At 36.0% G+C, this 23964-nt stretch carries 28 protein-coding genes and 1 tRNA gene; 11 read left to right on the top strand and 18 right to left on the bottom strand.

Going from position 1 to position 23964, the window contains the following annotated elements:
* Position 1: 1 nt before the first annotated feature.
* Positions 2-586, top strand: a complete 585-nt coding sequence (locus M900_RS14900; RefSeq protein ID WP_021275967.1) for a cob(I)yrinic acid a,c-diamide adenosyltransferase — start codon at positions 2-4, stop codon at positions 584-586.
* Here the strand turns inward: M900_RS14900 and M900_RS17410 are convergent, their stop codons facing one another.
* Complete coding sequence (locus M900_RS17410) at positions 587-1456, bottom strand: FHA domain-containing protein (protein WP_021275853.1); 870 nt, start codon at positions 1454-1456, stop codon at positions 587-589. It lies immediately after the preceding gene.
* A gap of 108 nt (positions 1457-1564) precedes the next feature.
* On the opposite strand from M900_RS17410, the gene M900_RS14890 reads away from it, so the two are divergent.
* Together M900_RS14890 and M900_RS14885 are read left to right on the top strand one after the other, a co-directional pair.
* Positions 1565-1900: an iron-sulfur cluster assembly accessory protein gene (locus M900_RS14890; RefSeq protein ID WP_021275753.1), complete on the top strand. Its 336-nt coding sequence runs from the start codon at positions 1565-1567 to the stop codon at positions 1898-1900.
* A gap of 2 nt (positions 1901-1902) precedes the next feature.
* Entirely contained in the window at positions 1903-3429 is a 1527-nt protein-coding gene (locus M900_RS14885) for a tetratricopeptide repeat protein (protein WP_021275682.1), read from the top strand.
* On the opposite strand, the gene M900_RS14880 is transcribed toward M900_RS14885, so the two are convergent.
* Together M900_RS14880 and M900_RS14875 are read right to left on the bottom strand one after the other, a co-directional pair.
* Positions 3424-4788: an HEXXH motif domain-containing protein gene (locus M900_RS14880; protein ID WP_034733032.1), complete on the bottom strand. Its 1365-nt coding sequence runs from the start codon at positions 4786-4788 to the stop codon at positions 3424-3426. The two genes, M900_RS14885 and M900_RS14880, sit on opposite strands and share 6 nt — an antisense overlap.
* Positions 4789-4801: 13 nt before the next feature.
* A tRNA-Asn gene (locus tag M900_RS14875) sits at positions 4802-4876 on the bottom strand.
* Positions 4877-5041: 165 nt separating this feature from the next.
* On the opposite strand from M900_RS14875, the gene M900_RS14870 reads away from it, so the two are divergent.
* Positions 5042-5551, top strand: coding sequence for a hypothetical protein (locus M900_RS14870; protein ID WP_021276045.1), 510 nt, complete (start codon positions 5042-5044; stop codon positions 5549-5551).
* On the opposite strand, the gene M900_RS14865 is transcribed toward M900_RS14870, so the two are convergent.
* From M900_RS14865 to M900_RS14855, 3 genes are read right to left on the bottom strand one after another with little or no spacing between them, the layout of a single operon-like run.
* Positions 5548-7062 (bottom strand): aldehyde dehydrogenase family protein, encoded by a 1515-nt coding sequence (locus M900_RS14865; protein ID WP_021275811.1) that lies wholly within the window; start codon positions 7060-7062, stop codon positions 5548-5550. The genes M900_RS14870 and M900_RS14865 overlap by 4 nt on opposite strands.
* A 9-nt stretch (positions 7063-7071) precedes the next feature.
* Positions 7072-8088, bottom strand: a complete 1017-nt coding sequence (locus tag M900_RS14860) for an arginine N-succinyltransferase (protein ID WP_021275927.1) — start codon at positions 8086-8088, stop codon at positions 7072-7074.
* A 7-nt stretch (positions 8089-8095) separates the two neighbouring features.
* Positions 8096-9463, bottom strand: coding sequence for an aminotransferase class III-fold pyridoxal phosphate-dependent enzyme (locus M900_RS14855; protein ID WP_021275937.1), 1368 nt, complete (start codon positions 9461-9463; stop codon positions 8096-8098).
* A gap of 74 nt (positions 9464-9537) precedes the next feature.
* Between M900_RS14855 and M900_RS14850 the strand changes: the two genes are divergently transcribed.
* The 5 genes from M900_RS14850 to M900_RS14830 all read left to right on the top strand — a co-directional run bounded on the left by M900_RS14850 (position 9538) and on the right by M900_RS14830 (position 13416).
* Positions 9538-10194, top strand: a complete 657-nt coding sequence (locus tag M900_RS14850; protein ID WP_021275705.1) for an SH3 domain protein — start codon at positions 9538-9540, stop codon at positions 10192-10194.
* A 12-nt stretch (positions 10195-10206) separates the two neighbouring features.
* Positions 10207-10827, top strand: a complete 621-nt coding sequence (locus tag M900_RS14845) for a cyclic nucleotide-binding domain-containing protein (protein WP_021275808.1) — start codon at positions 10207-10209, stop codon at positions 10825-10827.
* Positions 10808-11854: an AI-2E family transporter gene (locus M900_RS14840; RefSeq protein ID WP_084703632.1), complete on the top strand. Its 1047-nt coding sequence runs from the start codon at positions 10808-10810 to the stop codon at positions 11852-11854. Before M900_RS14845 ends, M900_RS14840 begins: the two co-directional genes overlap by 20 nt.
* 76 nt (positions 11855-11930) lie before the next feature.
* Positions 11931-12668: an outer membrane protein assembly factor BamD gene (locus tag M900_RS14835; protein WP_021276028.1), complete on the top strand. Its 738-nt coding sequence runs from the start codon at positions 11931-11933 to the stop codon at positions 12666-12668.
* A gap of 16 nt (positions 12669-12684) precedes the next feature.
* Positions 12685-13416, top strand: a complete 732-nt coding sequence (locus M900_RS14830; RefSeq protein ID WP_021276009.1) for a lipopolysaccharide assembly protein LapB — start codon at positions 12685-12687, stop codon at positions 13414-13416.
* 65 nt (positions 13417-13481) lie between these two features.
* On the opposite strand, the gene fliW is transcribed toward M900_RS14830, so the two are convergent.
* The 12 genes from fliW to flgF form a co-directional block, all read right to left on the bottom strand.
* Positions 13482-14048: a flagellar assembly protein FliW gene (gene fliW, locus M900_RS14825; protein ID WP_021275950.1), complete on the bottom strand. Its 567-nt coding sequence runs from the start codon at positions 14046-14048 to the stop codon at positions 13482-13484.
* A 77-nt stretch (positions 14049-14125) separates the two neighbouring features.
* The gene (gene csrA / locus M900_RS14820; protein ID WP_021275945.1) at positions 14126-14359 is read right to left on the bottom strand and encodes a carbon storage regulator CsrA; all 234 of its coding nucleotides are present in this window, start codon (positions 14357-14359) and stop codon (positions 14126-14128) included.
* 129 nt (positions 14360-14488) lie between these two features.
* On the bottom strand, positions 14489-15535 hold the full coding sequence (gene flgL, locus M900_RS14815) for a flagellar hook-associated protein FlgL (protein ID WP_021276012.1): 1047 nt from the start codon (positions 15533-15535) through the stop codon (positions 14489-14491).
* Between the two features lie 6 nt (positions 15536-15541).
* Complete coding sequence (flgK, locus tag M900_RS14810; RefSeq protein WP_021275903.1) at positions 15542-17005, bottom strand: flagellar hook-associated protein FlgK; 1464 nt, start codon at positions 17003-17005, stop codon at positions 15542-15544.
* Between the two features lie 9 nt (positions 17006-17014).
* Entirely contained in the window at positions 17015-17524 is a 510-nt protein-coding gene (flgN, locus tag M900_RS14805; RefSeq protein WP_021276046.1) for a flagellar export chaperone FlgN, read from the bottom strand.
* Complete coding sequence (gene flgM, locus M900_RS14800) at positions 17508-17849, bottom strand: flagellar biosynthesis anti-sigma factor FlgM (RefSeq protein WP_021275940.1); 342 nt, start codon at positions 17847-17849, stop codon at positions 17508-17510. Before flgM ends, flgN begins: the two co-directional genes overlap by 17 nt.
* Positions 17842-18291 (bottom strand): rod-binding protein, encoded by a 450-nt coding sequence (locus M900_RS14795; RefSeq protein ID WP_021275843.1) that lies wholly within the window; start codon positions 18289-18291, stop codon positions 17842-17844. Before M900_RS14795 ends, flgM begins: the two co-directional genes overlap by 8 nt.
* Positions 18292-18403: 112 nt before the next feature.
* Positions 18404-19402, bottom strand: coding sequence for a flagellar basal body P-ring protein FlgI (flgI, locus tag M900_RS14790; RefSeq protein WP_021275712.1), 999 nt, complete (start codon positions 19400-19402; stop codon positions 18404-18406).
* Positions 19403-19405: 3 nt separating this feature from the next.
* On the bottom strand, positions 19406-20146 hold the full coding sequence (locus tag M900_RS14785) for a flagellar basal body L-ring protein FlgH (RefSeq protein ID WP_021276016.1): 741 nt from the start codon (positions 20144-20146) through the stop codon (positions 19406-19408).
* Positions 20143-21006, bottom strand: coding sequence for a flagellar basal body P-ring formation chaperone FlgA (gene flgA / locus M900_RS14780; protein ID WP_021275879.1), 864 nt, complete (start codon positions 21004-21006; stop codon positions 20143-20145). The genes M900_RS14785 and flgA overlap by 4 nt, the downstream gene beginning before the upstream one ends.
* Before the next feature lie 12 nt (positions 21007-21018).
* Positions 21019-21858 carry a flagellar basal-body rod protein FlgG gene (gene flgG / locus M900_RS14775; RefSeq protein WP_021275683.1) on the bottom strand — a complete coding sequence of 280 codons (840 nt, stop codon included), beginning with the start codon at positions 21856-21858 and terminating at the stop codon, positions 21019-21021.
* Between the two features lie 8 nt (positions 21859-21866).
* Positions 21867-22673 carry a flagellar basal-body rod protein FlgF gene (gene flgF, locus M900_RS14770; protein WP_021276015.1) on the bottom strand — a complete coding sequence of 269 codons (807 nt, stop codon included), beginning with the start codon at positions 22671-22673 and terminating at the stop codon, positions 21867-21869.
* A 198-nt stretch (positions 22674-22871) separates the two neighbouring features.
* On the opposite strand from flgF, the gene M900_RS14765 reads away from it, so the two are divergent.
* Both M900_RS14765 and M900_RS14760 read left to right on the top strand, forming a co-directional pair.
* On the top strand, positions 22872-23081 hold the full coding sequence (locus tag M900_RS14765) for an exodeoxyribonuclease VII small subunit (protein WP_021276071.1): 210 nt from the start codon (positions 22872-22874) through the stop codon (positions 23079-23081).
* On the top strand, positions 23074-23964 hold the full coding sequence (locus M900_RS14760) for a hypothetical protein (protein ID WP_021275837.1): 891 nt from the start codon (positions 23074-23076) through the stop codon (positions 23962-23964). The genes M900_RS14765 and M900_RS14760 overlap by 8 nt, the downstream gene beginning before the upstream one ends.

Genomic DNA, 23964 nt, shown 5'->3' with positions numbered 1-23964 from the left:
AATGAAGAAGGCCAAGGTTTATACAAAGACTGGTGATGATGGAACAACTTCTCTTGTTGGAGGAGAAAGAGTTCAAAAATCAAATGCTCGTATTCACTTGTACGGGGATATTGACTCTTTGAATTCTCATGTTGGTTTAGCTCTAAGTTTTAAATCAGCAAAACAGCAACATCAAGCTTTTGACTACCTTGGCGAACTACAGAGTCGTCTATTTGATATTGGAAGTAATATTGCATGTCTTGCAAAAGAACGCGATAAGTTTCAATTACCGACAATTTCTAAAAGTGATATTACTGAATTAGAAAGTCTTATCGATCAACTTGAGGCACAGCTACCTGCGCTTAAGAATTTTATTATGCCAGGCGGTTGCCTAATGGCCTCGCAACTTCATGTCTGTAGAACCTTAGCAAGGCAGATTGAAAGAAATGCAGTTCACTTCGCTGCAGATAATGTTGATGAAGTTCCCGAGGTTGTGCTGCAGTTTTTTAATAGACTCTCAGATTACTTTTTTGTTGTCGCGAGATATGCAAATTTTCAAGAGGGTATTGCAGAAACGATTTGGCAGGGAAAGAAAAGTAAATCTTAGTTAACCTTTAAATATTCCGAGTATTTTCTCAAGAAGAGATTTCTTCTTTTCCTTTTTTTTAGTTTTCTTTGGACGTGGCTCTGAAAGTTTTTTCTTATTAATTTTATTTCTAGTTCCTGTTTTGTCAGACAATTGCAAAAACTGTGTTTGGCCCGATGATTTATAGCCGTTCTTAGTGCTACTTGCTAATAAGGATAAGCTTTCATCTTCTTCTACCGCTTCCTTAGGGTCATGAATTATCTTCATTTGAGAAATTGTAGGATTTTGAAAACCAAATTCACAGTCATTAGGAGCAACATCTGTTTTCTGTTCGATGTCTTCTGGCTCATTGTTTTCACTAGGGACTGGGTCCAGTTTTGAGGCCGCATGGGGCTTTTCTGGCGCCGCAAGTTGGCTGTGTGATGCAGTTTCAAAATTTAAATTTATATCTTTAATATTTTGACTTTCATCTTTAACAACGTTCTTCTTGGTCTCTTCATAAATATTGTGTTGAATAGATTTTGTTTTGAGTCCAGCATCGATAAATCGGATACTTGTTCGTTCAGCATTATAAAATGATTTATATTCCTTCTGGGTAAGTGACTTAATGTCGATAGAGATCGAATACTTACCGATAGTGAGAGTATCCCCAATGAAAAATTTCTGGGAAACAATTTTTGAACCGTTAATAAAGGTGCCATTTGTTGACTCAAGGTCTCGAACATTGATGACTGCATTTCTAGTCATTGAAATTTCGCAGTGAATACCGGAAATAAGACTATCATTGAGACGCAGGTCAGCCTTGCTTGAACGTCCAAGCTTATAAGCGCGGTTGGTTAACTCCACTACAGATGTACTGTCATCAACCTCTATTAAAAGTTTAATCGCCATGGCTAAATCCTTGTATTTAAGTATAGCATGTGGAGAAGTTGCTGAAAGTAGGAAAATATTGTAAGAAATGTTATAATAAGAAAGTAGATCATACTTTAGAGGTAAAAAGTGGAAAACATAGTAAATATATCAGAAAAAGCAATCGCACATATTACTGAAATCTTTGAAAAAGAGAGCAAGTCATTTGAGACTATTGGTCTAAGACTTGGCGTTGTCGGGGGTGGCTGTTCAGGTTTATCTTATAAAATTGATTTCTCTGAGAAAAAAGATAAAGACAACGAAATGAAGTTTGGAAAACTGAGAGTATTTATTGATCCAAAATCTTCAATTTACCTAAAGGGCGTTGAACTAGATTATAAAGATGGTCTTAATGGTAAGGGATTTGTTTTTGTTAATCCAAACGCAACAAATACGTGTGGATGTGGTGAATCGTTCACAGTATAAAAATGCGAAATATCTACAATTCTAAAAAATTATATAAAAGTGCACAAAAATTCTCTTCTGTCATAGTTAGAGGAGTTGATGCTCAAGAGTTTTTACAGCGGCAATTAACTAACGACCTGAATAAGTTAGCAGTCGGTTCTTTTCAGCTTAATGCAAGACTTGACCGTAACGGAAGAATTCATAGTTTCTTCTACCTTGTAAAAAATGAGGATCAATTTCTTATTATTTCACAGCCTGAGCTACAAGATTCAATTATCTCAGAGTTAGATAAATTTCTTATTATGGAAGAAGTTGAGATTGTGCATGATGAACGTGAACCAAAATTTTATTTCGGTTTTAAGGCTCTAGATAAAACTTTTGAAGATGTGAGTAGAGGAAATTATCTTAATCTTCCTGCTCTTATTTCTTTTGTTGAAATAGAAAGTGAAGGAGTTTCTGATAATGATTTAGAAGAGCTTTATCTTCTTTCTGCATGGCCATCTCTTGGTCATACAATTACTCTTGGAACTTTAATTAATGATACTCGTCTTAATGAGCTCGCAGTTGATTATAAAAAAGGGTGCTTTCTAGGACAAGAAACAGTTTCTAAGATTGAGACTCGTCGTGGGGCGGCGAAATATCCTTGTTGGGTAAGTTGTGAAACTGATTTTTCAAATGAATTCCAATTAGAAGAAGACACTATTTCAGGTACTAAGTCTGTTAAGTTTAATGACAAGTTTTATAAGGAAGTTAACCTTCAAAGAAAACACCGTGTGAACGGCAAGGAATACTTCTTTGATGGAAAAAAACTAATTATTCATACAAGTGCTCCACTCGGCGGACTTGATCATACCCAATTAGCAGATGATCTCTATCATAGAGCAATTGAAATATTTCATTATGGGGATGAAGCCCATGCACTTGAGCTGATTCAGTCTGTTCAAATGTTAAATCCTAAGTTCGCCGATGCTTATGAAGTTAAAGGTGCAATCTTAGGGCAGCAGAATAAATTTCAAGAAGCAATCGACGTAATGGATGAGCTTCTAGAAGTCGATCCAGATTCGGTAATGGCCCATACAAATAAGTCTTTATACCTAATGAAGCTTGGCAAAATTGAAGAGGCAGAGGAAGAAAAATCTTTAGCAACAGTGGCAAGTTTTAAAAAATTTGGAGATGAGGCGAAGTTAAAAAAAGAGATAGAGGCTAAGAAGCAGCAGGAATTAGAAGACCTGAAGCGCAGAGAAGGAATGTTCTATCAAGTCCTTGAGATAGATCCGGAGGATGATATTGCAAACTTTGGTCTAGCAGATATTTTCTATAAACGTGATGATTATGAGAATGCTCTAGCCAAAGTAGAAGTGGTTTTAAATGTAAAACCAAAATATTCACAGGCTTATCTTTTAAAAGGTAAAATTCTTGAGGCGTTAAAAGATTATCATGTTGCAATTGATGTTTATAAGGCAGGGATAGAAATAGCTTCGACTCAAGGTGAGATGATGCCTGCAAATGAAATGCAGTCTCGAATGAATTCTTTAAAAAACATATTATAAATAATGTGATTTTGTTTGAGCTAAATGTTCTTTCAGTTCTTTAATTTCTGCTGATTGAATTCTGTTCTCAATAGCCTCAACACTTTGGTGATGACTTTCAATACGTGTATGAATAATCTTGAAAACTTCGAAACCTTCAATTGTTAGCTTCCCGTCTTTATTGGCTTTCTTCATATCAGATTCGCAGAAAGTTAACATGTAATATTCTTCAATGAAACGAGTCTGAATTTTAAGTACTTCAGATTCATTAAAGTGTTGTTGATCAGGATTCTGCTCAATGAAAAGCGCCAGGCGGTAGAAAAGTTCATAGGCCCAATAGAATGTAAAATATGCGTGATAGATGCCACGGATAGGTCTTAGAGCACGCCTCCATGGGCTATAATAGATCTTCTCATCATCTTCATGAATCAATTCTTCAAGATTTAAAATAGCATTCATGAAATGGTGACCATTTTCATGAAGAAGATCATCAATTAGATCAACAAAATCGCGCTCAAACATATTGATGCATGAATAACCTGGAAGCATTTGCATTGAATAGCTAACGATTCCTTTTTCATTAATTGGAATTATATACTTCGTAAAGCTTGTGAAAGTCTCATGAAGATCTGGAGCGATCTCTTTGAGTACAGTTAAAGCCTTATTTACAGAGGATGTAATTGTCTGAAGCTCACTATCAATATCTGAAGACGAAGAAAGTAAAAGAAGCTCATCACTAAAGAGATTGATTGAGTTTGTTTCTTTCTTGCCATTAACATAAAGTGTATCTACATCTGTTGTTAAAGAAACAATATGTCCTTCTCGAGTTCCGACATCTGAGAAGAATGCGTTTAAACGATAGCTATAAACCCTATTCTCGCCATCGCCAATCTCTGGAATATTATAGTATGTAGCTTCTTGATTAGGAATAAAGCCAATATGTAATAAATAGAAGCCAATTATTTGCTGCTCGAGTAGTAACAAGTGTGACTTTGATACAAGAAGTAAGTCTTTTGTATCATTTAGCTGCGTAAGGAAGCTCTTTGCATAATCACTTTCATTCCAAAAATTAAAAAGCTCATCTTCAGAATCTGACAAATTAAAATCATCAGAAACAACTAATTCTTCATGCAGACCAATGACATGGACCATCTTTTCAATTAGCTGGAACCAATACCAATTAAGAGCGCAATACTCATCAAGGTTGGAGTTGAAAATAGCTTCTTTGAAAAAATTTTGAAACGAATCAGTGAGGTGAGTATTCTCATAATCTTCTTCGACATCATCACGATACATATCGATATTATCAGAATATTGTCTACGTAAACTCTTAAAAAGAGATTGATGGTATTTAGTAGATAGAAGATTGATTTTTTTCACGATGATTTAAAAATGGCTGGGATGCGGGGATTCGAACCCCGGACCAATAGATTAACAGTCTACTGCGCTACCGCTGCGCCACATCCCAACATTGATCTAAGTATCCTAATTTATAATGATATTTTCCCTCTTTGTCTAGTGGTCAAATATAGTTTTTTGCAAATAAGCTCCTGAAATCACGACAAAGGTGAAAATATATTAAAATAAATTAGGAAAAGACCGATATGTATAGTCGGGTACTATAGGAAAAATAATGGCAGCATTATCATTTTTGACCGACATTCTTAGAATTCTGACGCCAGAAGAAATTGCTGAGCTGACGAATGCCTCTACTGGAAGTTCGAGAAGGGCCTTGACGGACCTTATGGACCTTTACGAGGATGATGCTCTACCAAGCTTTGCAGAAAATGGTGAGGGTGCAAAGATTCTACCTTTTAATAAGAAGCAAGAAGATGTTGCTGAAGTTGAAAGGGTGTATGAAGTTGCTGGTTCTGAGGTGTGCGAATATATTGAGCACTTCTTTCATAAAAAAGAATTCGAAAATACGGCTGTTAATAAAAAAGGTGAGTCTGTAGTAACTTCACTTTTCATCTTAAACGAAAAAGAAAGATTTAAATATGTTCAGTCCAAGCTTAAAAAGAAAGAAGTCATGGGCTTATATATGAAAAATGCCAATGTAGACATTGAGCAGGAGAAGATTTTGAAAGATGATCTAACAAAATCTTCCCGAGCCGGTGTTCTTATCGATAAAAAACAATATTAACTATTCATTAGTCCAGGAATATTACCTGTTGCCTGAGTATTATAAATTTCGAGTGTCGCCATTTGGTATACACATGAATCTATAGTCGTTACAGCTGCCGGATGGTAGTTTCCAGAGTTTTTAACCCCACCAAATGGAAGTTTTGCACTAGCTCCAACTGTTGATCTATTTAAGTTAATAAGACCACTATCTATATTTTGAACAGCATACTTGAAGCGTTCTGGGTCTTTAGTAAAGACAGAAGCCGCAAGACCATATTCTGTACTATTTGCAATATCAATAGCATCTTCGAAGTTTTTGTAAGTGATAAATGTACAATTAGGCCCAAAAATTTCACTTGTTAAGAAATGTGATTTTGGATCAAACTTATCAGTACGATGAATCGATGGTGTTACATAGTAACCATGTTTCGCTTTTTCAAGGTGCTTTCCACGCATTATTTCTTGAATTCCTTCACGCTTTGCCATTCCCATAAAGAGCAAATACTGATCAACAGAACGTTGGTCGATTAGAGGACCCATAAATGGTTCTACTTCACTATCGAGAGGGTGATCAACAATTAGTCTCTTCGCTAAATCATGAAAACGATTAATAAAATCATCTGCAATTGATTCGTGAATAGCGACAATGGCGGTAGAAGTGCAACGTTGACCAGCAGTTAAAAAAGCACCTTTAATTAGTTCTTCAAGAGCAAAGTCAAGATCAGCTGTTTCATCAACAATTGCAGTATTTTTACCACCCAGTTCAAGGGATACAAGTTTTGATAAGTCCGAATGTGTTGCTTCTAGGATCTTGAGACCAACATCTTTTGAGCCAGTGAAGAAGACACCTTTAATCTCTTTTGACTTTAAAAGACGTCTAGCTGTTTCACCATCGCCTTGAATCAAGTTAACTACACCTTCTGGAAAACCTGCTTTTGCTAGGCAATCAAACATGAGTTGAGAACTGTAGCAAGTCTTTTCTGAGGGCTTAAAGATGATTGAGTTACCAGAGATTAGAGCACTTAGAATTTGTCCGTTAGCTAAATGGCATGGGAAATTGAAGGGGCCGATAATCAGTGATGGACCGATCGGCTTAAAGTGCACGTACCCATTTGTATCAGGCATGATGTTATTAAAAGTCTTAGACTCAATTCGTGGCAAAGAGTCAGAAATTGTAACGTCAACTTTTGCAATAAGTGAGTTTGCTTCTGTTTTTGCTTCCCAAAGTGGTTTACCAACTTCGAGTGCAATAGACTTTGCGATATCGTCAAATTTGTCTTTTAAAATACTTTGGTAGTTTCTTAAAATTTGAATCCTTTCTTCTAGGGAAGTGTTTCTCCAAGTTTTAAAACCTTTAACTGACGACTCAATCACATCATCAACATGCGAATAATCAACAGGAAGTGTCCAAAGTGTAATATCTGTGTCACTAGGACATTCTCTTTTTATAAATATTTCAGTAGCACCTGCACCTGTCGTAATTGGTTGAGTATATTTTCCGTAGTAATAGTTACCTAATAGTTTAAACATATAACCTCTCTAGATTGGAATAGTTGTAAAAGTTTGAGCACCATCAACGTCCTTGAAAAGAGACTTGAACTTTGAATTGATGATCAAGTTCTCACCATCACGATTTCCTTTAACACAAACGGCTTCAAAGCTGTAGGGACTCTTATTCAGGTGGACAAGGAACCAAGAAGATTTTGGTGAGTCAGCGAAGCTGATAGTTGCCTTAAATAATTCTTTAACTGGTTTTAAATCTTTAAGTTCACAACGGTAGTGTGGGCCTCCGTCAAATGGATCGACTTCGTGATTATACTCAAAGCCTATAGATTCAAGCATATTCTTAACAGGTAGAGTATCTTTTCCTACTTTCCCAACTGCATTTCTTGCTTCGATTGGAAGTAAAGTCTCATATATTGTACCGGTTGGAAAAAGACTAAGAATAAATTCTTTGTTTTTTCTACTTAGGATGTCAGCATCATGATATTCCATATTGAGAAAACGTCTACCAATTGCCTCCCAAAGAGGAGACTTCCCATCGCGATCAAATGGAGGCATAAGTTCCGAGTGGATAGTTGATTTGAAACGCTCAGGGAAAATCGCCATGTAGAGAAATCGAACGAAAGATAATTGCTTACCAAGTTTCATTGGATTGCCACGGTAGTCAGGATTTAAAATAAGACCACCAATCTCAGTTGGTCCATCTGTATCGATTCCTAACTTTAACGTACCATGAATGAAACCCGTATTGATTGATTGTGAAAATTTATTTTCTTGAGAAACTTTTAAAAAGAAATGCGGCTCATCCTCAGTTCCATGTTGTGAATGAATCATGGAACAACCGATTACTTTATTAGTCGCTAGGTCTTCAAGAACAAAGATGTAATGATTTTCAGAGAAATCATCATCGGGATCTAAAAAACTTTGAAGTGAGCTTTTAATCTTATTTTCTATCAGTTCCTTGTCTGCAGGAAGATTGATAAAAGTATAAAGCAAACTGAGTTCGTATAAGTCGTTTAAATCTTCTAGTGCTACTGATCTTAATCTAAACATGGAAATCCTAGTTTATAGTTTCAATTACTGTTTCTTCAATAATTTTAAGTGCGATATCAATTTGTTCATCTGTGAGGCAAACAGGTAATAGCATTCTAACTCTTGTTGGTGCGCTACCTGCAGTGAAAACAAGAAGTCCGCGATCAAAGAGATCCTTAACAAACTTAGTTGTAACAGGACCTGATGAGTCACCAACTTCAAAAGCAATCATCGTTCCAATACCACCAGCATAAGTGATTTTTCCCTTACATGATGTTGCTCCAAGATGTTTTAAGCGAGAGATGAAAGTATGCTCAAGCTCGGCCATGCGCCCTTTTTCTCCATAGAAGTTACCTTCTGTCAAATAACGGACAATTTTCTCTCCAGCATTTAGTGCAGTCAGTGAACCATTGAATGTTCCTGCGATAAGACCTGGCTTTGGATTAAGCTCATCTGAGTAGAGAGTACCACAACACTGAAGGGCCTTACCAACAGTTACGATATCAACATATTCATCTAGGCCTAAAGTTTGAAATGCAAAAAGTTCTTTTGTTCTTGCAAAAGTTTGAACTTCATCAATCCAAATATATAAGCCGTGTGCTTTAGCCCATTCAAAAATTTGAACATAATAATCTTTTTCTCCAAAGATGAATCCACCTTCTCCTTGAACTAATTCAAGCATAATCGCACAATGCTGTCCTGGATGTTGTTTAACAACTTCATTGAGAGCATCGATTGTTCTTTGAGCAGAGCCTTCTGGATTAGTTTGGTCAAAGTGTGGAACGTGATCAACGTTAACAGCTGTTTGCATGCCTTCACGGTAGCTAGCATTGTAAGTGATATCTTGAGTTGCAACACTTCTTCCTGCAAAAGCTTTTGTGAAAGCAATAAGGCGATAAGCCGGGTCTTTCTTTTGCCAAATTAGTTTAAGCGCTAAATCATTCGCAAAAGATCCAGAACCTGTGTACCAAAAGTTTCTAAGTTTACTTTTTTGAACTTTGGAAATCAGAAGATTTGTTAAGTTTGCCGCCTCTTGATATGGTTGCAAGTTTCCACACATGATTGTGTCAGAGCATGCAGCTTCAAGGTGAGCTTTAATATAAAGTGGGTGAGAGTGACCAAGAATATTTGGTCCAATCCCACCAATTAAGTCAAGTTTAACTGATCCATCAATGAGTTCAGTGAATGGACCATGCCCCCTTCCACTTGAAAGATAATTATAAAAGAAACCTTTTCCTCTGTTTTTTGTGTATTCAGCTAACTTTTCTTCAGTAAGATGTTTCTTATCCTCATCGGCTGCTTTTATTGCTGTATATTTTTGTTGTTCTTTGAGAATAGAAGAAAAGAGTTTATTTATATTTGATTGAATTTCTTCAGAATTTACTCCGTTAATCATATGTTATTCCTTTATCTATAGGGTAGAATTATCACCAACTTGCAAACTTATTATTGTAAAAGGATAATACTTTCATGGCAGATAGTAACACAAATAAAACATTAAAAGAATTAGAACAAGCCTATTTAAATGGCAAATATGACAAAGTAAAAGATGGTCTAATCACGATCAAAAATGACGTAGATTTAGGTCAATTTCATTATAATTTGGGAACAGTATTAGCACGCAGTAATGAGTTTGGTGCCGCGCGATATAATCTTGAGAAAGCGAAGAAGATAGGCTTCAATTACCCAGGCCTTGATAAAAATCTAGACAGTGTTGTTAAGGTTGTTAGTGCTGGAAGTAGCAAGACAAGTGGTAACGTCCTTGATTTTGCTGTTACTTCATCAGTTGGGTTATTTCTCTTCATTTCACTAGTTTTTTGCTTGGTTGCAACATTGTTAAGAAAGTCGAGAGTGATAGAGAAGAACTTATACTTTGCAATTGCTGTTCTAATATCATTTCTTCCTGTGATTGGAAAAGTGACATATATTGACTCGAAATATAAGGTCGCAATTAATATTAAGAAGACTGACGTATACGAAGGTCCTTCTGATATTTATCCAGTATTGAAAGAAATGACTGAAGGGCAAAAGCTAATAATAGAAAAATCATACGAAGATTGGATGTTAATTTCTTCGCCCATAGAATATGCTGGTTGGGTAAAGAGAACTGAGTTAGGCGTACTTTAATTAAGGATATATATGTCATACGAAAAAAATATTGAAGATAGAAAAATAGATAGAGTTGATATCAGTCTTCTTAAATTTTTTTGGCAAATAAACCCTTTGTTGAAAACTGCTAAAAATAAAATTCCAAAATTTCTAAGAAACCTTGAAGTATTTAAAAACTTTTCTGATTACGAACTTTGGGAGCTCTCGAAAGCTCTTCATAGTCGTACTTTTGAGAAAGGTGATATTATTTTTAGAGAAAATGACCTTGGGGTGGGATTTTATTTTATTGTCAGAGGTAATGTCGATATTGTGATCGAAAATGATCACTCCGTAACAGGTGAGACAACAGAGCTCCATAGTAAAGTCGTTGTAAGCTTAGAAAAAAATGACTACTTTGGCGAGCTTGCACTTTTGCAAGAAAGACATCTTAGAAATGCTACTGCAGTTGCGAAGGAGCCATGTGAGCTGCTTGGAATCTTTAAGCCTGACCTTGATATTATAATCAATGAGAGACCAGTAATTGCATCAAAGCTACTGCAATCAATTTCACTAATTATTTCAAACAGGCTTTATTCTGTAACACAAGAAGTAAGAAAATTAAAAGATAGAGTAAAAGTACTGGAAGAAGAAAATGCTGATAAAAACCAATAATCCGAAAGATACTGTCAAATTAATACTCTTTATTTTGATGACACTGGTAACGATATCAATACTTGTGTTTCTCCCGCGTATAACAGTACCGTTGATTATTTCCTATATTATATATCTGGTATTAAATCCTTTTATGCAGAAGTTAATTAAGATTGGTATTTCGAGAACACTAAGTGCTCTATTGATACTTGTAGGGCTCTTGTTCTTTTCTACATACCCGATTGTAAAAATTGTTCCTATTATTTCGAGTGAAGCAAATAATATTCAATACTACACTCCGAAAATTGAATCCTATGTAAAAAAAGAATATTTTAAAGTTAAAACCAAAGTACAAGAAAAAACAGGGTTTGAGCTTCAGGATAGCTATGTAACGGATGGTTTTGCTTACATTAAAAATGGTGTAAGTTCACTATTAATCGCGGTACCAAATCTTCTCTCACGAGCGCTAGAGTGGATATTTGTTATTCCATTATTTGTATTCTTTCTGTTGAAAGATTTTGGCTCATTTAGAAAAAAGTTTCTTGGTTTTGCTCCTAATAGTGTTTTTGAAAAATTCTATATTCTTAGTCACCAATTTAATAAGCAGTTAGGTGATTATATTTTCGCAAAATTTATCGAAGCAAGTATTTTGGGGATTATCATTACAACTGGACTCTTTATTTTAGACGTCCGTTTTGCATTAATTTTTGGAATCATTGCATTTGCAACTAATGTTATTCCTTACCTTGGTCCAGTACTGGGAACTGTTCCTGCTTTAATTTTTGGAGTAGTAGAGTACGGATATGGTACTACATTTGGTGCGCTCACAATGCTATATCTCATTGCCAATGCCATAGATATGGCGATTGTATTCCCAATCCTTGTATCAAAAATTGTAGATCTTCATCCAGTGGTTGTAGTTGGAAGTGTTATTCTTGGTTCTCAATTTATGGGAATCGGCGGAATGATTATCTCAATTCCTTTAGCTGCGGCGTGTAAGTTGATTTTTACAGATGTCCTAGGTGACTTATATTCCTCAAATAGCTGAGATTAATAGAACTTGAATTTTGACGTAATTGCTCAGAAAATGTTATTCTTTTTATAATATATTTCAGGAAGTTACAGTGCAAAAATACATATCCCTATTATTACTATTAACTCTTTTTTCATGTGCCATTGAGAGGCCTTCAGGGACAACTGAAGCTGAAGTTCTTTTTAAGGAAGCTCAAGAATTGATGGCGGATAAGAGATATATCCTAGCTACGGAAAAGTTAAACACACTACGTTCTCAGTATCCATACTCATATTACGCAACGTCAGCTGAGTTACTTCAAGCAGATATTCTGTTTATTCAAGAGAACTATGAAGAGGCTGCTGCCGCTTATATCTTATTCAAGGATTTTCATCCAAAAAGTAATAAGATGGACTATGTAATGTATAAGATTGCAGAGTCATACTATCAGCAAGTGCCTCCGACATTTGACCGTGATCTGCAACCAGCAGTAAAAGCTATCAATTACTATAATGAGCTTAGAAGTTTATTCCCTAATTCAGAACTATTAAAAGATGCAAATGAGAAGATAAACCTTTGCGAGAAGATGCTGGTTGATAAAGAGAAATATATTGCAGATTTCTACTATAAAACTGAGGACTATGAGTCAGCAAAATTTAGATATGGAAATATATTAAAAGAAATTAGCAATAAAGAACTAAGGTCACATGCTGTCCTTAGGATGCTATTGATTGGCGAAAAGCTAGACGATTCTGTTATTTGTAGAGACGTTTACAGTAGATACAAAAGCGACTTACTAGAGAAACAAAGTAAAGAAGCCAACTCTGTATATTTAAGCTGCTTAAAATAATTTTGTAAGGATATATATGTTAAAAAATCGCCAGATTGATGAAGCATTAGTAAAAGCAAAAGCTCATTTTGAAGCTAAAGAATTTTCTCCTGCGCTAAATATTCTTTCAAATATTATCGAAGAAGAACCTAATCATTCTCAGTCATTATTTTTAATGGCCAATATTTTTCACATTAAAGGTGAGATCTCGAAGGCCATTAAAGCTTTCAAGCGAGTACTTGAAGTTGAGCCATCTCACACGGACGCAGCAATCAGCTTGTCGGTACTATTGAATGATATCGGTCAGTATGAAGAGGCAAGAAAGATCTTCACAACGGCAAGCGATAGAGTGAAGCTTAATAACGAAGATGATTCATTGAATGATAATCATATTAATAAGAAATTTTCGCTGAAGCATTATGAAATGGCTGAATTATATTTAACATACAATCGTTATGACGAAGCGATGTATGAATATAATAAGGCCATTAAGTTAGACCCATTAAACCTTGAAGCAAGAATTAAGGTAGCAAAAGTTTATGCTAAGAAGGGCTTTGTGAACAAAGCATTCGACGAACTCATTAGACTTAAGAATGAGCAGCCTAACTTCTTACCAGGGCGTATTGCTCTTGGCGTTCTCTACTATGGCAAGGGTGATGTTTTAAGCGCGCAGAAGGAGTGGGAGAAGGTTAGTTCATTAGACCCAATGAACTCTGAAGCACATATGTATATGAACCTTTCTCGTACAGCTACAGAAACGCGTATTTAATTAAATTTGAAATTGAATCTTAAAATTTAGATAAAAAGAAAACCACCTCTCGGTGGTTTTCTTTTTTATAGTTCTTGTAAATTTTCTTTATGAGTATTTGGAGTTGCTGTGTCTGTTGTCTCAGCTTGAGCAATAACTGTTGGTTGAGTCTGTGAAACTCTTGTTCTAACAGAATCGTCAGAGTGATAAGATACAATAGACTTTTTAAGGTCAGCATACATTGGATGCTTAACTTCAAGTTTGCTATCTTGTAAAACAATTTGTCTTGCTTTCTTAGTTGCATTGTTAATGATAACTGGCGCTTTAAGGTTTGCAGACATTGTTGTTACATCTTGAGGAATAGTTAGTATAGCGTATACGCTTGCATTAGAAAGATTCTCTAATGATAAACTATTTAGCTCTGATGGTAGTAAACTAATTGTATAATCTGCTTTGAAGATTTTTGGTTCGATAATTGGAAATGCGGTTTCTCCACTTTCACAAGATTGTAGCCAAAGGATAAGTGTTTGATCGCCTGGATCAACAACAAAGAAATCTCTTAAGTTTTCAAAACCTAAAATACCTTCTTCAAAAGTAATTATATCTTTTTTATCAACTTCTAGTTCACCGAATCTTGTTGTGTTAATTTTCACGTGTGCCTCCAAATTCCGTCGAGCCTCCGCCCGTTGATAGATTCTAGCAGTCGTAGGGGCAAAAGAGCAAGAGGAATTTATTTCTTGTTGCGCAGGGCGTCCGCTAAGTCTGAGAGACTATTTGGATCAGCTTTTGATGCTTCTATATTTTGATCGTGGATTGCTTGGTAAACTTCTTCACGGTGGATTTTAGTCTCTTTAGGAGCCTTGATACCGAGTCTTACCTGTTTACCTTTTATTTGTACGACAACAATTTTAATATTGTCATCGATTGCGATACTCTCGCCAAGCTTCCTTGTTAACACTAGCATATTAAATAACCTCTTTCTGAACCTTCCTGGATTCGGCCAGCATGGTTCATATATTACTCTCAAAATAGAAAGGCAAGCAAAAAGTTATTTTTTAGCAAATAAATTAACTTTTTTCGCATCCCGTCTTAACTATCTCAGAAAATCTAATAACTTCTGATTCATTAACCCTTGAGAAGACTTATATGTTGTTTTTAAAACATCTTGTTGTTTTTGTATGTCCGCGAATAATTCCGCGATGTCTGCATCAACGAGTTTGCTTCGTCTTGATGCGTTGTCAATATTGTCCGATTCTATTGTATTTTGAGAATTCATAACAGAATTAGCAATAGAGCCAATTCGAGTTCTCATTGTAATCAGACGCGACACAGCAGAATCAAACTTTTCAAGTAAGTTCTGAATTGTCGTTGGATCATTATTTTCTAATGCATTACCTAAATTCTCAAGTAGAGAAAATAAGTTCTCTCTCTTTTCAAATTTCTTATTTTCTGAAACAGATGCAAGATCTCTACTTGGTGCAGATTTTAAATCATGCTCGTCATCATATTTAATTTTATTGTCAGGATTCTCTGGAGAGGAATCCATTTTTGGGAAATCATTTAGTGGGTGTTCAGAAGCACTGTCAAAACCATCGTCAGCGAAAAATACCTCCGCACCGTGAAGATTGGTCTGAACAAAGAAGTCCTTAGAAACTTCTAGGGTAATATGCCCTTTATCGCCCTTGTAATTCCCGTCTTTATCAAAAGGCGTCTCTAGGGATTTAAAACCGCCAAAAATATATCTTTGTCCAATACGTTTGTTTGCAATAGAAAGCGCCATGTTTTTAAGTTGTTTTACTTCGTTGGCGACGTTTTTTCTTACATCAGGATTATAGATATCAGAAGATTGTGCGATTGCGATCTCTTTCGCCTTATTCATTAGTTCAGATAAGTTTTCGACGGCCTTTTCTGTAACATTAAGCTGCATCAGTGCGAAATCAGCATTTCTTAGAAACTGCTTATTATCATCTGACATGCTATCAAGTTGCATTGCTTCGACATTTGAAACAGGATTATCAGAAGGCTTCGTCATACTCCTTAAAGTAGAACCTTTAAGCTGAAGATCTTCCATCTTCTGCTTAGCCTTATTTATTGAATATTTTATGGAAGCGCTAGTGCTACCTTCAGATACTCTTGTCATTTATTCCTATCTCTTAATCGATATCACTGTATCGAACATTTCATTTGCTGTTTGCATAACTTTGGCAGAAGCCTCGTATGCGTGTTGAAACTTAACTAAATTGGCTGTTTCTTCATCAATAGAAACACCACTAATTCTTTCTCTAATAGAGTTTGCTTGCGCAAGTAAACCTTCGGATTGTTCAGCATCAAGCTGTGCCTTTCCTGACTCTAATCCTATGCGGCCAACAGTTTGGAGAAAATATTCTTCCATTGTTGCGTTCCCTTCATCCATAACTCTTTCGTGTTGAAGTTTTGAAATGGCAATAGCAACTCTGTTGTCAGCTGGGCTGTTTGGTGAAAGGGCAGTTGCAATATTTGTTAGGTCAGATTTAACAGCATCGGACAAATCCATTTGCCCTGCAGCCCCTTTTACGCTTAGTGGAGTCTTGAAAAAATCAAGTCCTGTTGTTGGTCCTTTACCATCCATTTGCATTGGGTTACCCATTTCATCTGATTTAATTTCGCGGTTAACATACCCACGACGGTGGATAGCATTTACGAAGTTTACAAAGTTGTAGGCAATTCCATCAATTCTGTCGCGAAGATCTTTGATCTCGTTATTACGTACTTTAATTACACCAGAAAGAGAACCCTGCTGAATTTTCTGTGTAACTTTTTGGCCAGGACGATCCGCATAGAAAACTTCCATTGAACCATCGATACCATTACTGCTGTCTCCCTTGCTAAAAGAGTGTGCTCTTAGAGGTTGAAATTGTGCAGCTGTTACTAATGTTCCTAAACCAGGAGATGAAACTACATAGTTTCCTCTCTCATCTTGGTAAGTATGTATTTTAACTTTCTCACTCAACCCCTTAATCGCCATATCTCGTTGATCGCGAAGATCACCAGTCTCTTCATGAATTGCTTCAAGTTGACGAATTTTACCATTGAGCTTTGCTACAGTTTCTATACCTTGATTAATGTCCTCAATATCTCTTTCGATCTTTCCATCAATATTTCTTGAAAGAGATTCAAGAGTATCACTGATACGCTTAAAGTCTTTCATTACAAGAGACGCGTTATCACGAACCACCGAGCGAACAGTCTCGTTCTCTGGTTGGTTAGCTAAATCTCTGAAAGAGTTAAAAAATTTATTTAAAACTTTATTCAGACCATCATTATCGATTTCATTGAAAATTTCTTCAACTTGTCTAAGAGAGTCTGAACGATTTTCGAAATATTTGTGTTCCGCAGTTGCATCACGCAGTCTTTTCTCTACGAATTGATCATGCACACGTGTTACAGATTTAATTCTCGTCCCAGTTCCAGCAATTAAACCATCTTTTGTAATCGGAACGTTTGTCGTTTGATTAACTTTTTGTCTTGAGTAGCCGTCTGTGTTGGCATTTGAAATATTATGCCCCGTAACTTCTAGTGATTTCTTAGAAGCTTGTAAACCTGTTCTACCAATATTAAGAATATTAGACAAAGTTCGTTCCTACGGGTTATTGGTCATTAAGCGATTACTGCTCATGCCTTTGCTGTTATAAGTTGTTATCGACTTCTTTCCTGTCGCTTCTTCTCTGATCTGTCTAAGAGAAGATAATGCTTTATTAATAAATAACTGATTCTTTTTATTCTGATCTTGAATTTTTGTAACAATATCGATTAGTAGCTCATTAAAACGAAAAAGGTGTTTACTCTCTTTCTCTGGAGCAAAATCTTTAAAAAACTCGATAATGTTACTGATTGATTCAATTTTTTGATTTGGATAATCATTTGAAAGCTTTTTCAAAAGCTCTTCACGCTCAAGATCGTTAAGCCTGATCTGCTCAATCTTATGATTTTTATCTGAAACAGTTCTCTCAAGCTCATCAAGATTACTGCTTAGAAGGTGCATGTATTCATCACATGTTAAGTCAAATAACTCAGAGTGGAGCTCGCAATGGAGTTTCCAAATATCAGTAATCTGAAAATAATAGATTTTTATCTTATCTTGATTCAACACCGAACTCTTCTCCTAAGATTTTGTCTGCTAATGCATCATAATCAACCTTGTAGCTACCCTCTTTGATTTGCGCCTTAAGTGCGGCAATTTTTTCCGTGTTATCAATAGAAGGAGCACTATCAGCCGCTTTTTTTATCCTTGAGAAATCCTTAATTGCGTCAGGTATATCAACTTTCGCATCTCGTTTAGTATAGTTATCGATGAACTGTTGCTTCTCATAACTATTCTGTTTTAGAGCAGCCCCACCAATTTTCTGAGATGTCTTAGAATCATTGGCCTTTGTGTGTGGGAAGAAATTTGATCTACTGCTGTCGATATTATTCATAAATTACTCCAGTGTTGGCAGACTCGTGTTTAGTTACACTTGGTTGAGTCGGACCTTCATGCATCTGAATTTTTTGTTTGTTGAATTGCTGTTTTTGGTTTTCATATATTTCAAAGTTAGCTGCTGTACGCTTATACTGCGGGTAAACTTCGTCTAAAATCAGATCCTTAAGACCTCTGTTACTCTGTGCAGTCATCGACTTTGCACGTTCTTGTAAGAGCATTCCATTATAGAATTCCTCAGCTGAATTCGTTGAAGAGCCCTGAGAAGTCTTCTGCATTTCTTTAAGCATTAGTTCGGAGAATTGAGATTCCATCGACGATGCAAAATCCATAACTTCTTTAGGTATATATTTTCTTGAGTCAACAGGATTGCCTGGAAGGTTATTTACCTTAGCCTTGGCTGATTGAATTTGTGGTCTGTGTATTTTAATATCTGTCACAACTCATCCTGAGTAATTGGGTCTTCAATCCTTGAAGAGCCCTTTATAACTATAATTCTAGCATCTTTAGAGAAAAAATCAAATCTCCAAATTCATATAATTTTTACATAGCCTAAATTAGTTCTATTTCACCAATTAGGGCACCATTTCTCTTAAGTGTCTGGAAGATCGAAATTAGATCTTCAGGTGTTGCCCCAAAAGCGTTAAGACTTTTTACGAGGTCATTTAGTGTACTCTTTTTATCAACAAAGTAGACATTTCCAGGTTTTGCTTCACCCGCATCACCTTTAATCTCGATGGAGAGATCACCATGGCTAATCGCTACAGGTTTAAGTTCAACATCACCACCTGCTACTATAGTTCCAGTTTTTTCATTGATAACAATTTTAGCAATTCGATCAGTTGTAACTTGGAAGTTCTCTACAATTGCCATTAACTGAACAACTTTTCTCTTATATTGAACTGGGATAATCAGATCAACAGTTGTTGCATCTTTCGCTATTGCATACTTTCCACCAAGCTCTTGATTGATTGTACGTTCAACTCGAGCAGCAGTTGTAAAATCTGGATTTTTAAGACTTAATCTTAAAGAATCTTTTTTATCGAAGTTTACTTCAAGTTCACGTTCAATAGTTGCTCCACCAGGAATAGAACCAGTAGTAGCAAATTTAGAGCCACGCTTTAATCCACCAATAGATAGCGGACCACTTGCAACACCGTAAACATTACCATCGCCACCTTTCAAAGGAGTGACAAGTAAAGTACCTCCAGCAAGCGAGGAAGCGTCGCCAATTGATGAAACTGTGATGTCTAACTTTTGACCTAACCTTCCAAATGGAGGAAGCTTTGCGGTAACAATAACAGCGGCTACGTTTTTAGAAGTGACTTCAGACTGAGGATTTAGACCAAGTTTTTGAAACATACGCTTAAGTGACGTGTTTGTAATTTCACCACCACCATCACCAGTTCCATTAAGACCAATAACTAAACCATAACCAACGAGAGGGTTATCTCGTACACCTTTAACATCAACAACTTCTTTTAATCTCGTCATCTTTGCTGAAGAAGCAAAACTAAATACTAAAAGAGAAAGCGCTAAAAATAACTTCATCAATTACCTCAATACCACAATAGAAGATTCTAAAAAGTTCTTCGAGTCTACACTGTCATCATCCATAATATCTTTGCGTCCAATTAGTGCTTGAACTTCAATTAAATGTTTTTGATTCCTGAAAAGAAGATACTTCTGACCTCTTACAAGTAAGTGATCTTTACTTATCTCCTCGATAACAACTGATGAAATCTTATCATGTACTTTGTCGTCATCAGGAACATCTGATTCTTCGACAGGATCAGATTCTGGCGAGGCAACTACACTTGTTGCTCCTCCTGCCCCCGCGGCTGAGTCAGCTTTTTTAGGTTTTCTAGGCATTGATGGGAAAGCTCTTTTGAGCTCCATTGTAATCATATTCTTCAAGCGAGACTGTACATTGATTAAAATAATGTCTCCGTTACGCTTCCACTTATTCTTGGTGAAAAGATAATTCTCGTTTCCAGAACCTGCCCATAAACTTCCATCTGAAGAGTTATCTGTTAAATCATTCGCTGTGTAACGACGTTGAACTTGATTTTGTGGAACATAATTTCGCTTAACTGAAGGAATCATGTTTGGGCTATTTGAAGTTGTGATACTAGGGTGAGAAGACTTTCTAAATTGATTGAAAGTAGAGTCATGTTTTTTTCTCGCCACTTGTTCACGACCTTGAGCTCGGTCTAAATCATTGTGGATTTTATTGATATAGTTCGCACAAGAACTCAGTAGAAAAAAAGTTAATATGAGTGAAATATTTTTCATAAATCGATCCTTACTTCATTTATTCCACTAACCGTGGCAGTAAATATTTTATTTGTTTTTAAATTGCGAAGTTTGATCGTGTCGCCAAAATGACCGCTTCCAATTGGTGTGGCCGTCGAAGTTAATTTGATGTTGCTTTGATTTAGCATTACTTTAACAGGTGTTCCATACTTTACGATCTGTACTGGAGTTAAGTCAGATCTCTTGATAAGTGCTCCACGAGATACAGATTTGTTTAAACGGTAGAAAGTCAGGTCACGCTTATCTGTGATGTATTCTTCAGGTTTAAGAACATAGTGAACTTCATATGAAAACTGATCTAGTGGAGTAGCTGTGAATTGAAGGTGGAGATCTTGTGCAGCAACAACAGTTTTAACAGCAGAAAGAAGTCTTGCCTTTACCCAGTGAGTTTCGTGGTTTGTCCCATTTGTTTTTACTAGACGAAGTGTTTTAAGACCATTTGTTGTACATTCATCACAGTAAACTTGAAGATATTGTTCTCCTGTGAGATTCAAAAAGTCTGATTGAATTGACTGGTCAATGATCTCTATTTTCTTATTCGATTCAATATTCAATCTTGAAGTAACAAGTTCTTCTAAATTTCTTACTCTGATACTTGATGGAGAAAGCTTAACATTCTTTAAGTCAGGGTAGCGTGTGATGAAGCCAGCTTCGAGCGTACCACTGGACTCTTTTATAAGCTCGTTGATTGCCTCAACTTGAGATTGATCACACCCTGTAGTTGTGATTGTTGCATTCTTTGTTTCACCATATGTAAAAATAGTATCAGCACCATTAATGGTGCAGGCAATACTAGTTGTTGAAAGTAAAATTGCAAAAGTAGCAAATAATTTTCTCACTCAGCTAATTCCTTATCTGATATTGTTAACAGTTTGTAGCATTTGGTCTGCAACGCCCATAACTTTACTATTCATTTCATATGCTCTTTGTGCACGAATTAGATTCGTCATTTCGTTCATAATACTTACGTTCGACGATTCTAGTGCTCCTTGTTGAATTCTTCCCGCATTTGATTGCCCAGCAACCATTTGGATTGGCTGCCCAGATGAATTTGTTTGTCTTAAAAGGTTCCCACCATAAGATTTAAGACCAACCTGGTTAATGAATGTGAATACTGGAATCTGTCCTAGGACATTAGGTTGTATTTGACCCTCAAGATAAACTTCGATTGTTCCATCTTCAGTGATATTTACACTCTTTGTTCCTGGAGCAAAAGTCACACCAGGAAAGATTCTATAGCCTTGTTTTGTCACAAGGTTTCCTGTGCTATCAACATTAAGAGAACCATCTCTCGTATACATAATCTCTCCATTTGGGGAGATTACTCCAAAAAAACCATCTCCGTTAATCATCAGGTCAAACGGATTATTTGTTAACTGTGGTGCCCCTTGCTCGAACTCTTTTCGAACAGCACTAACTCTTGAACCAGAACCAATTTGAAGCCCTACGTTGTACTGACTATTTTCTGCTGAGCGAGCACCTGCTTCTGTCACTGTTTCGTAAAGTAAGTCTTCCATTTCTGCTCTTTGCTTCTTATAAGCAGTTGTATTTAAGTTAGCTACGTTATTTGAAATTGTTGAAACGTGAGTCTCTTGTGTGGCCATACCCGTTGCTGCAGTATTTAGAGCTCTCATCATTGAATGAGAGTCAGTAGAAAATAAAAGTGCCGCAATAGTCATTAGTTTATACATAATCCATCCTAGAATTTTGAAATTTCATTAACGCCTTTCTGGCTTATTTGGTCATATGTCTTAATCACATTCTGAATTGCTTCAAAATGTCTGTGTGCTTTAATTAATTCAGACATCTCTGCAACAGCATTAACGTTTGATTGCTCAACGAATCCTTGATGAATAGAGGTTGATGTCTCTTGTTTAACATTATCTAGTGAAGGATTTATATAAAGTGAGTTACCTTCTTTTCGTAAAGCATTAATGTCTTTAAGTTCGATAATATTGAGTTTTGCAACTTGTTGGTTATCAGCATACATATCACCTTGAAGAGTGAAGGATACAGACTTAGTTCCATTAGGAATTTTAATGAAGCGATTATTAGCATCTTCGTCAGGGGCTCCTGACTTTGAAAGAACTGGATAACCATTTTCAGTCACGAGAGTACCCTCGCTATTTATTGAAAGAATCCCTCTTCGTGTAAGTCTTGGACCATTGGGAGTGAGAACTTCAAGAAATCCTTTTCCTCTAAGCCCAATGTCGAGAGAATTTCCTGTCGGTGCAAGTTGTCCTTGTTGAAAGTCTGTATAACTTGCATCAACTTTAACTTTAGCATGTTCAGCACCATAACTTTTATAAAAGTCAGATGGCGCCCACTCTTTGTTGGGCATATCAATATCATCATAACCTTTTTCAAGGGTCGTAATGTATTCTTTAAATGTTAGTTGATCCTTCTTGAAACCAGGTGTGTTAGCGTTAGCAACATTGTTGGCAATCGTATCAACCTTTCTTTGTTGTGCAATTGCCCCTGAAAGCGGAACCCAAAGTTCTTTCATCTGCCCTCCTGGCAAACTTTACCTTCCTATTATAGCTAGTTTTATGACAATAAACCTACATAGGTAAAAATGACCCGCCATGTAACATATTGATATGACTGTATGTAGTTGTCATACTCTTACATAATTAGGTAAATTGAGGGAAAATATATCCTTAACTGCAAGAGCAACTGTCGAGATAATGACACGGAGGGTCTCATGGCAAAGTTTAATTTCGAAGCATCTATGGAGTCACTTGAAAATATTGTGAAAGGTTTAGAAACAGGTGAGCTTTCTCTTGATGAGAGTATCAAAAACTTTGAACAGGGTGCTAAGATTTACAAAGATTGTAAGAAGTATCTTGGTGAAGTTGAGAAAAAAGTTCAAGTGCTAACAGATAGTTTAGAAGAGTCAGCACTTGATGATTAGAGTTCTTATAGTTTCACTCCTTTTTTTATTTTCTTGTTCAAGGCAAGGTGTGGAAAGTGAGTCAACAATCTCTGCGGTTAGTTTAGATTTGACAAACGAGCGTACAGACAAAGTTGACTTAGAATTAAAGAGTAATATTGGTGCTTATGGTCCTGATACTGAAAATGTACAGTACTTGAATCAGGCCCGTTCAAAAAAATCGATCTCGGTCATTATTACACCAAGCCTCTATATGAGTTTAGTTGGCGTGGACACTCTCAAGTGTTTTGAAATGAATGATATCAAAATAAATCTTGTCGCCGGAGTAGGCTTTGCATCGGTTCTCGCGGCGCTCTATGCCGAAGGAAATAGCCCTGAGGAAATTCGTTGGAAAATCTTCAATAAAATTAGATCAGAAAATCTTGAGCCTTTTACTAAGGAATGGTTTAAGTCTTGGGAAAATTTTCTAGATAAACATATTAATGAGAACAAAATTAAGTCATCGAATATAACTCTATGGCTACCGAAGAAAAATGATAGAACTATTAACTACCAAACGAGTAGAACAATAGTTAAGGATGTTAAAAATAATATCAATGCTAATAGTAGTGAGTTTGTTCTTGATGAGAACTTTTTTACGGCCGAAGAATTAAAGAAATTTCCGACAGATAATGTTATCATTATTAATACCTTACCTAAGGTTTTAAATTTTAAGCAACCTACTGAATTCTTAATTGGACAGTATGGTAAAATTTATTCGTTTCTTTATAGAGAAGAAATAGCGAATGAGAAAATTAAAGTTATAAATATAAATAGTACTGGAGCAATAGACGATCCACTCACAAGACTAGAGATCAACCAGCTTAAGGCTTATTGTTCCCAAGTTTTAAAAGTACTAGATTAG

Source organism: Bacteriovorax sp. Seq25_V (assembly GCF_000447795.1).
Lineage (GTDB): Bacteria > Bdellovibrionota > Bacteriovoracia > Bacteriovoracales > Bacteriovoracaceae > Halobacteriovorax_A.
The sequence above is the reverse complement of the archived record's forward strand: the minus strand, read 5'-3'. Positions and strand labels throughout refer to the sequence as shown.

Excerpts from the sequence above, each read along its gene's own strand:
- M900_RS14900 (WP_021275967.1), top strand. The coding sequence starts at position 2 with ATGAAGAAGGCCAAGGTTTATACAAAGACTGGTGATGATGGAACAACT.
- M900_RS17410 (WP_021275853.1), bottom strand. The coding sequence starts at position 1,456 with ATGGCGATTAAACTTTTAATAGAGGTTGATGACAGTACATCTGTAGTG.
- M900_RS14885 (WP_021275682.1), top strand. The coding sequence starts at position 1,903 with ATGCGAAATATCTACAATTCTAAAAAATTATATAAAAGTGCACAAAAA.
- M900_RS14870 (WP_021276045.1), top strand. The coding sequence starts at position 5,042 with ATGGCAGCATTATCATTTTTGACCGACATTCTTAGAATTCTGACGCCA.
- M900_RS14865 (WP_021275811.1), bottom strand. The coding sequence starts at position 7,062 with ATGTTTAAACTATTAGGTAACTATTACTACGGAAAATATACTCAACCA.
- M900_RS14860 (WP_021275927.1), bottom strand. The coding sequence starts at position 8,088 with ATGTTTAGATTAAGATCAGTAGCACTAGAAGATTTAAACGACTTATAC.
- M900_RS14855 (WP_021275937.1), bottom strand. The coding sequence starts at position 9,463 with ATGATTAACGGAGTAAATTCTGAAGAAATTCAATCAAATATAAATAAA.
- M900_RS14850 (WP_021275705.1), top strand. The coding sequence starts at position 9,538 with ATGGCAGATAGTAACACAAATAAAACATTAAAAGAATTAGAACAAGCC.
- M900_RS14845 (WP_021275808.1), top strand. The coding sequence starts at position 10,207 with ATGTCATACGAAAAAAATATTGAAGATAGAAAAATAGATAGAGTTGAT.
- M900_RS14840 (WP_084703632.1), top strand. The coding sequence starts at position 10,808 with ATGCTGATAAAAACCAATAATCCGAAAGATACTGTCAAATTAATACTC.
- M900_RS14830 (WP_021276009.1), top strand. The coding sequence starts at position 12,685 with ATGTTAAAAAATCGCCAGATTGATGAAGCATTAGTAAAAGCAAAAGCT.
- csrA (WP_021275945.1), bottom strand. The coding sequence starts at position 14,359 with ATGCTAGTGTTAACAAGGAAGCTTGGCGAGAGTATCGCAATCGATGAC.
- flgL (WP_021276012.1), bottom strand. The coding sequence starts at position 15,535 with ATGACAAGAGTATCTGAAGGTAGCACTAGCGCTTCCATAAAATATTCA.
- flgM (WP_021275940.1), bottom strand. The coding sequence starts at position 17,849 with ATGAATAATATCGACAGCAGTAGATCAAATTTCTTCCCACACACAAAG.
- flgI (WP_021275712.1), bottom strand. The coding sequence starts at position 19,402 with ATGAAGTTATTTTTAGCGCTTTCTCTTTTAGTATTTAGTTTTGCTTCT.
- M900_RS14785 (WP_021276016.1), bottom strand. The coding sequence starts at position 20,146 with ATGAAAAATATTTCACTCATATTAACTTTTTTTCTACTGAGTTCTTGT.
- flgG (WP_021275683.1), bottom strand. The coding sequence starts at position 21,858 with ATGTATAAACTAATGACTATTGCGGCACTTTTATTTTCTACTGACTCT.
- flgF (WP_021276015.1), bottom strand. The coding sequence starts at position 22,673 with ATGAAAGAACTTTGGGTTCCGCTTTCAGGGGCAATTGCACAACAAAGA.
- M900_RS14765 (WP_021276071.1), top strand. The coding sequence starts at position 22,872 with ATGGCAAAGTTTAATTTCGAAGCATCTATGGAGTCACTTGAAAATATT.
- M900_RS14760 (WP_021275837.1), top strand. The coding sequence starts at position 23,074 with ATGATTAGAGTTCTTATAGTTTCACTCCTTTTTTTATTTTCTTGTTCA.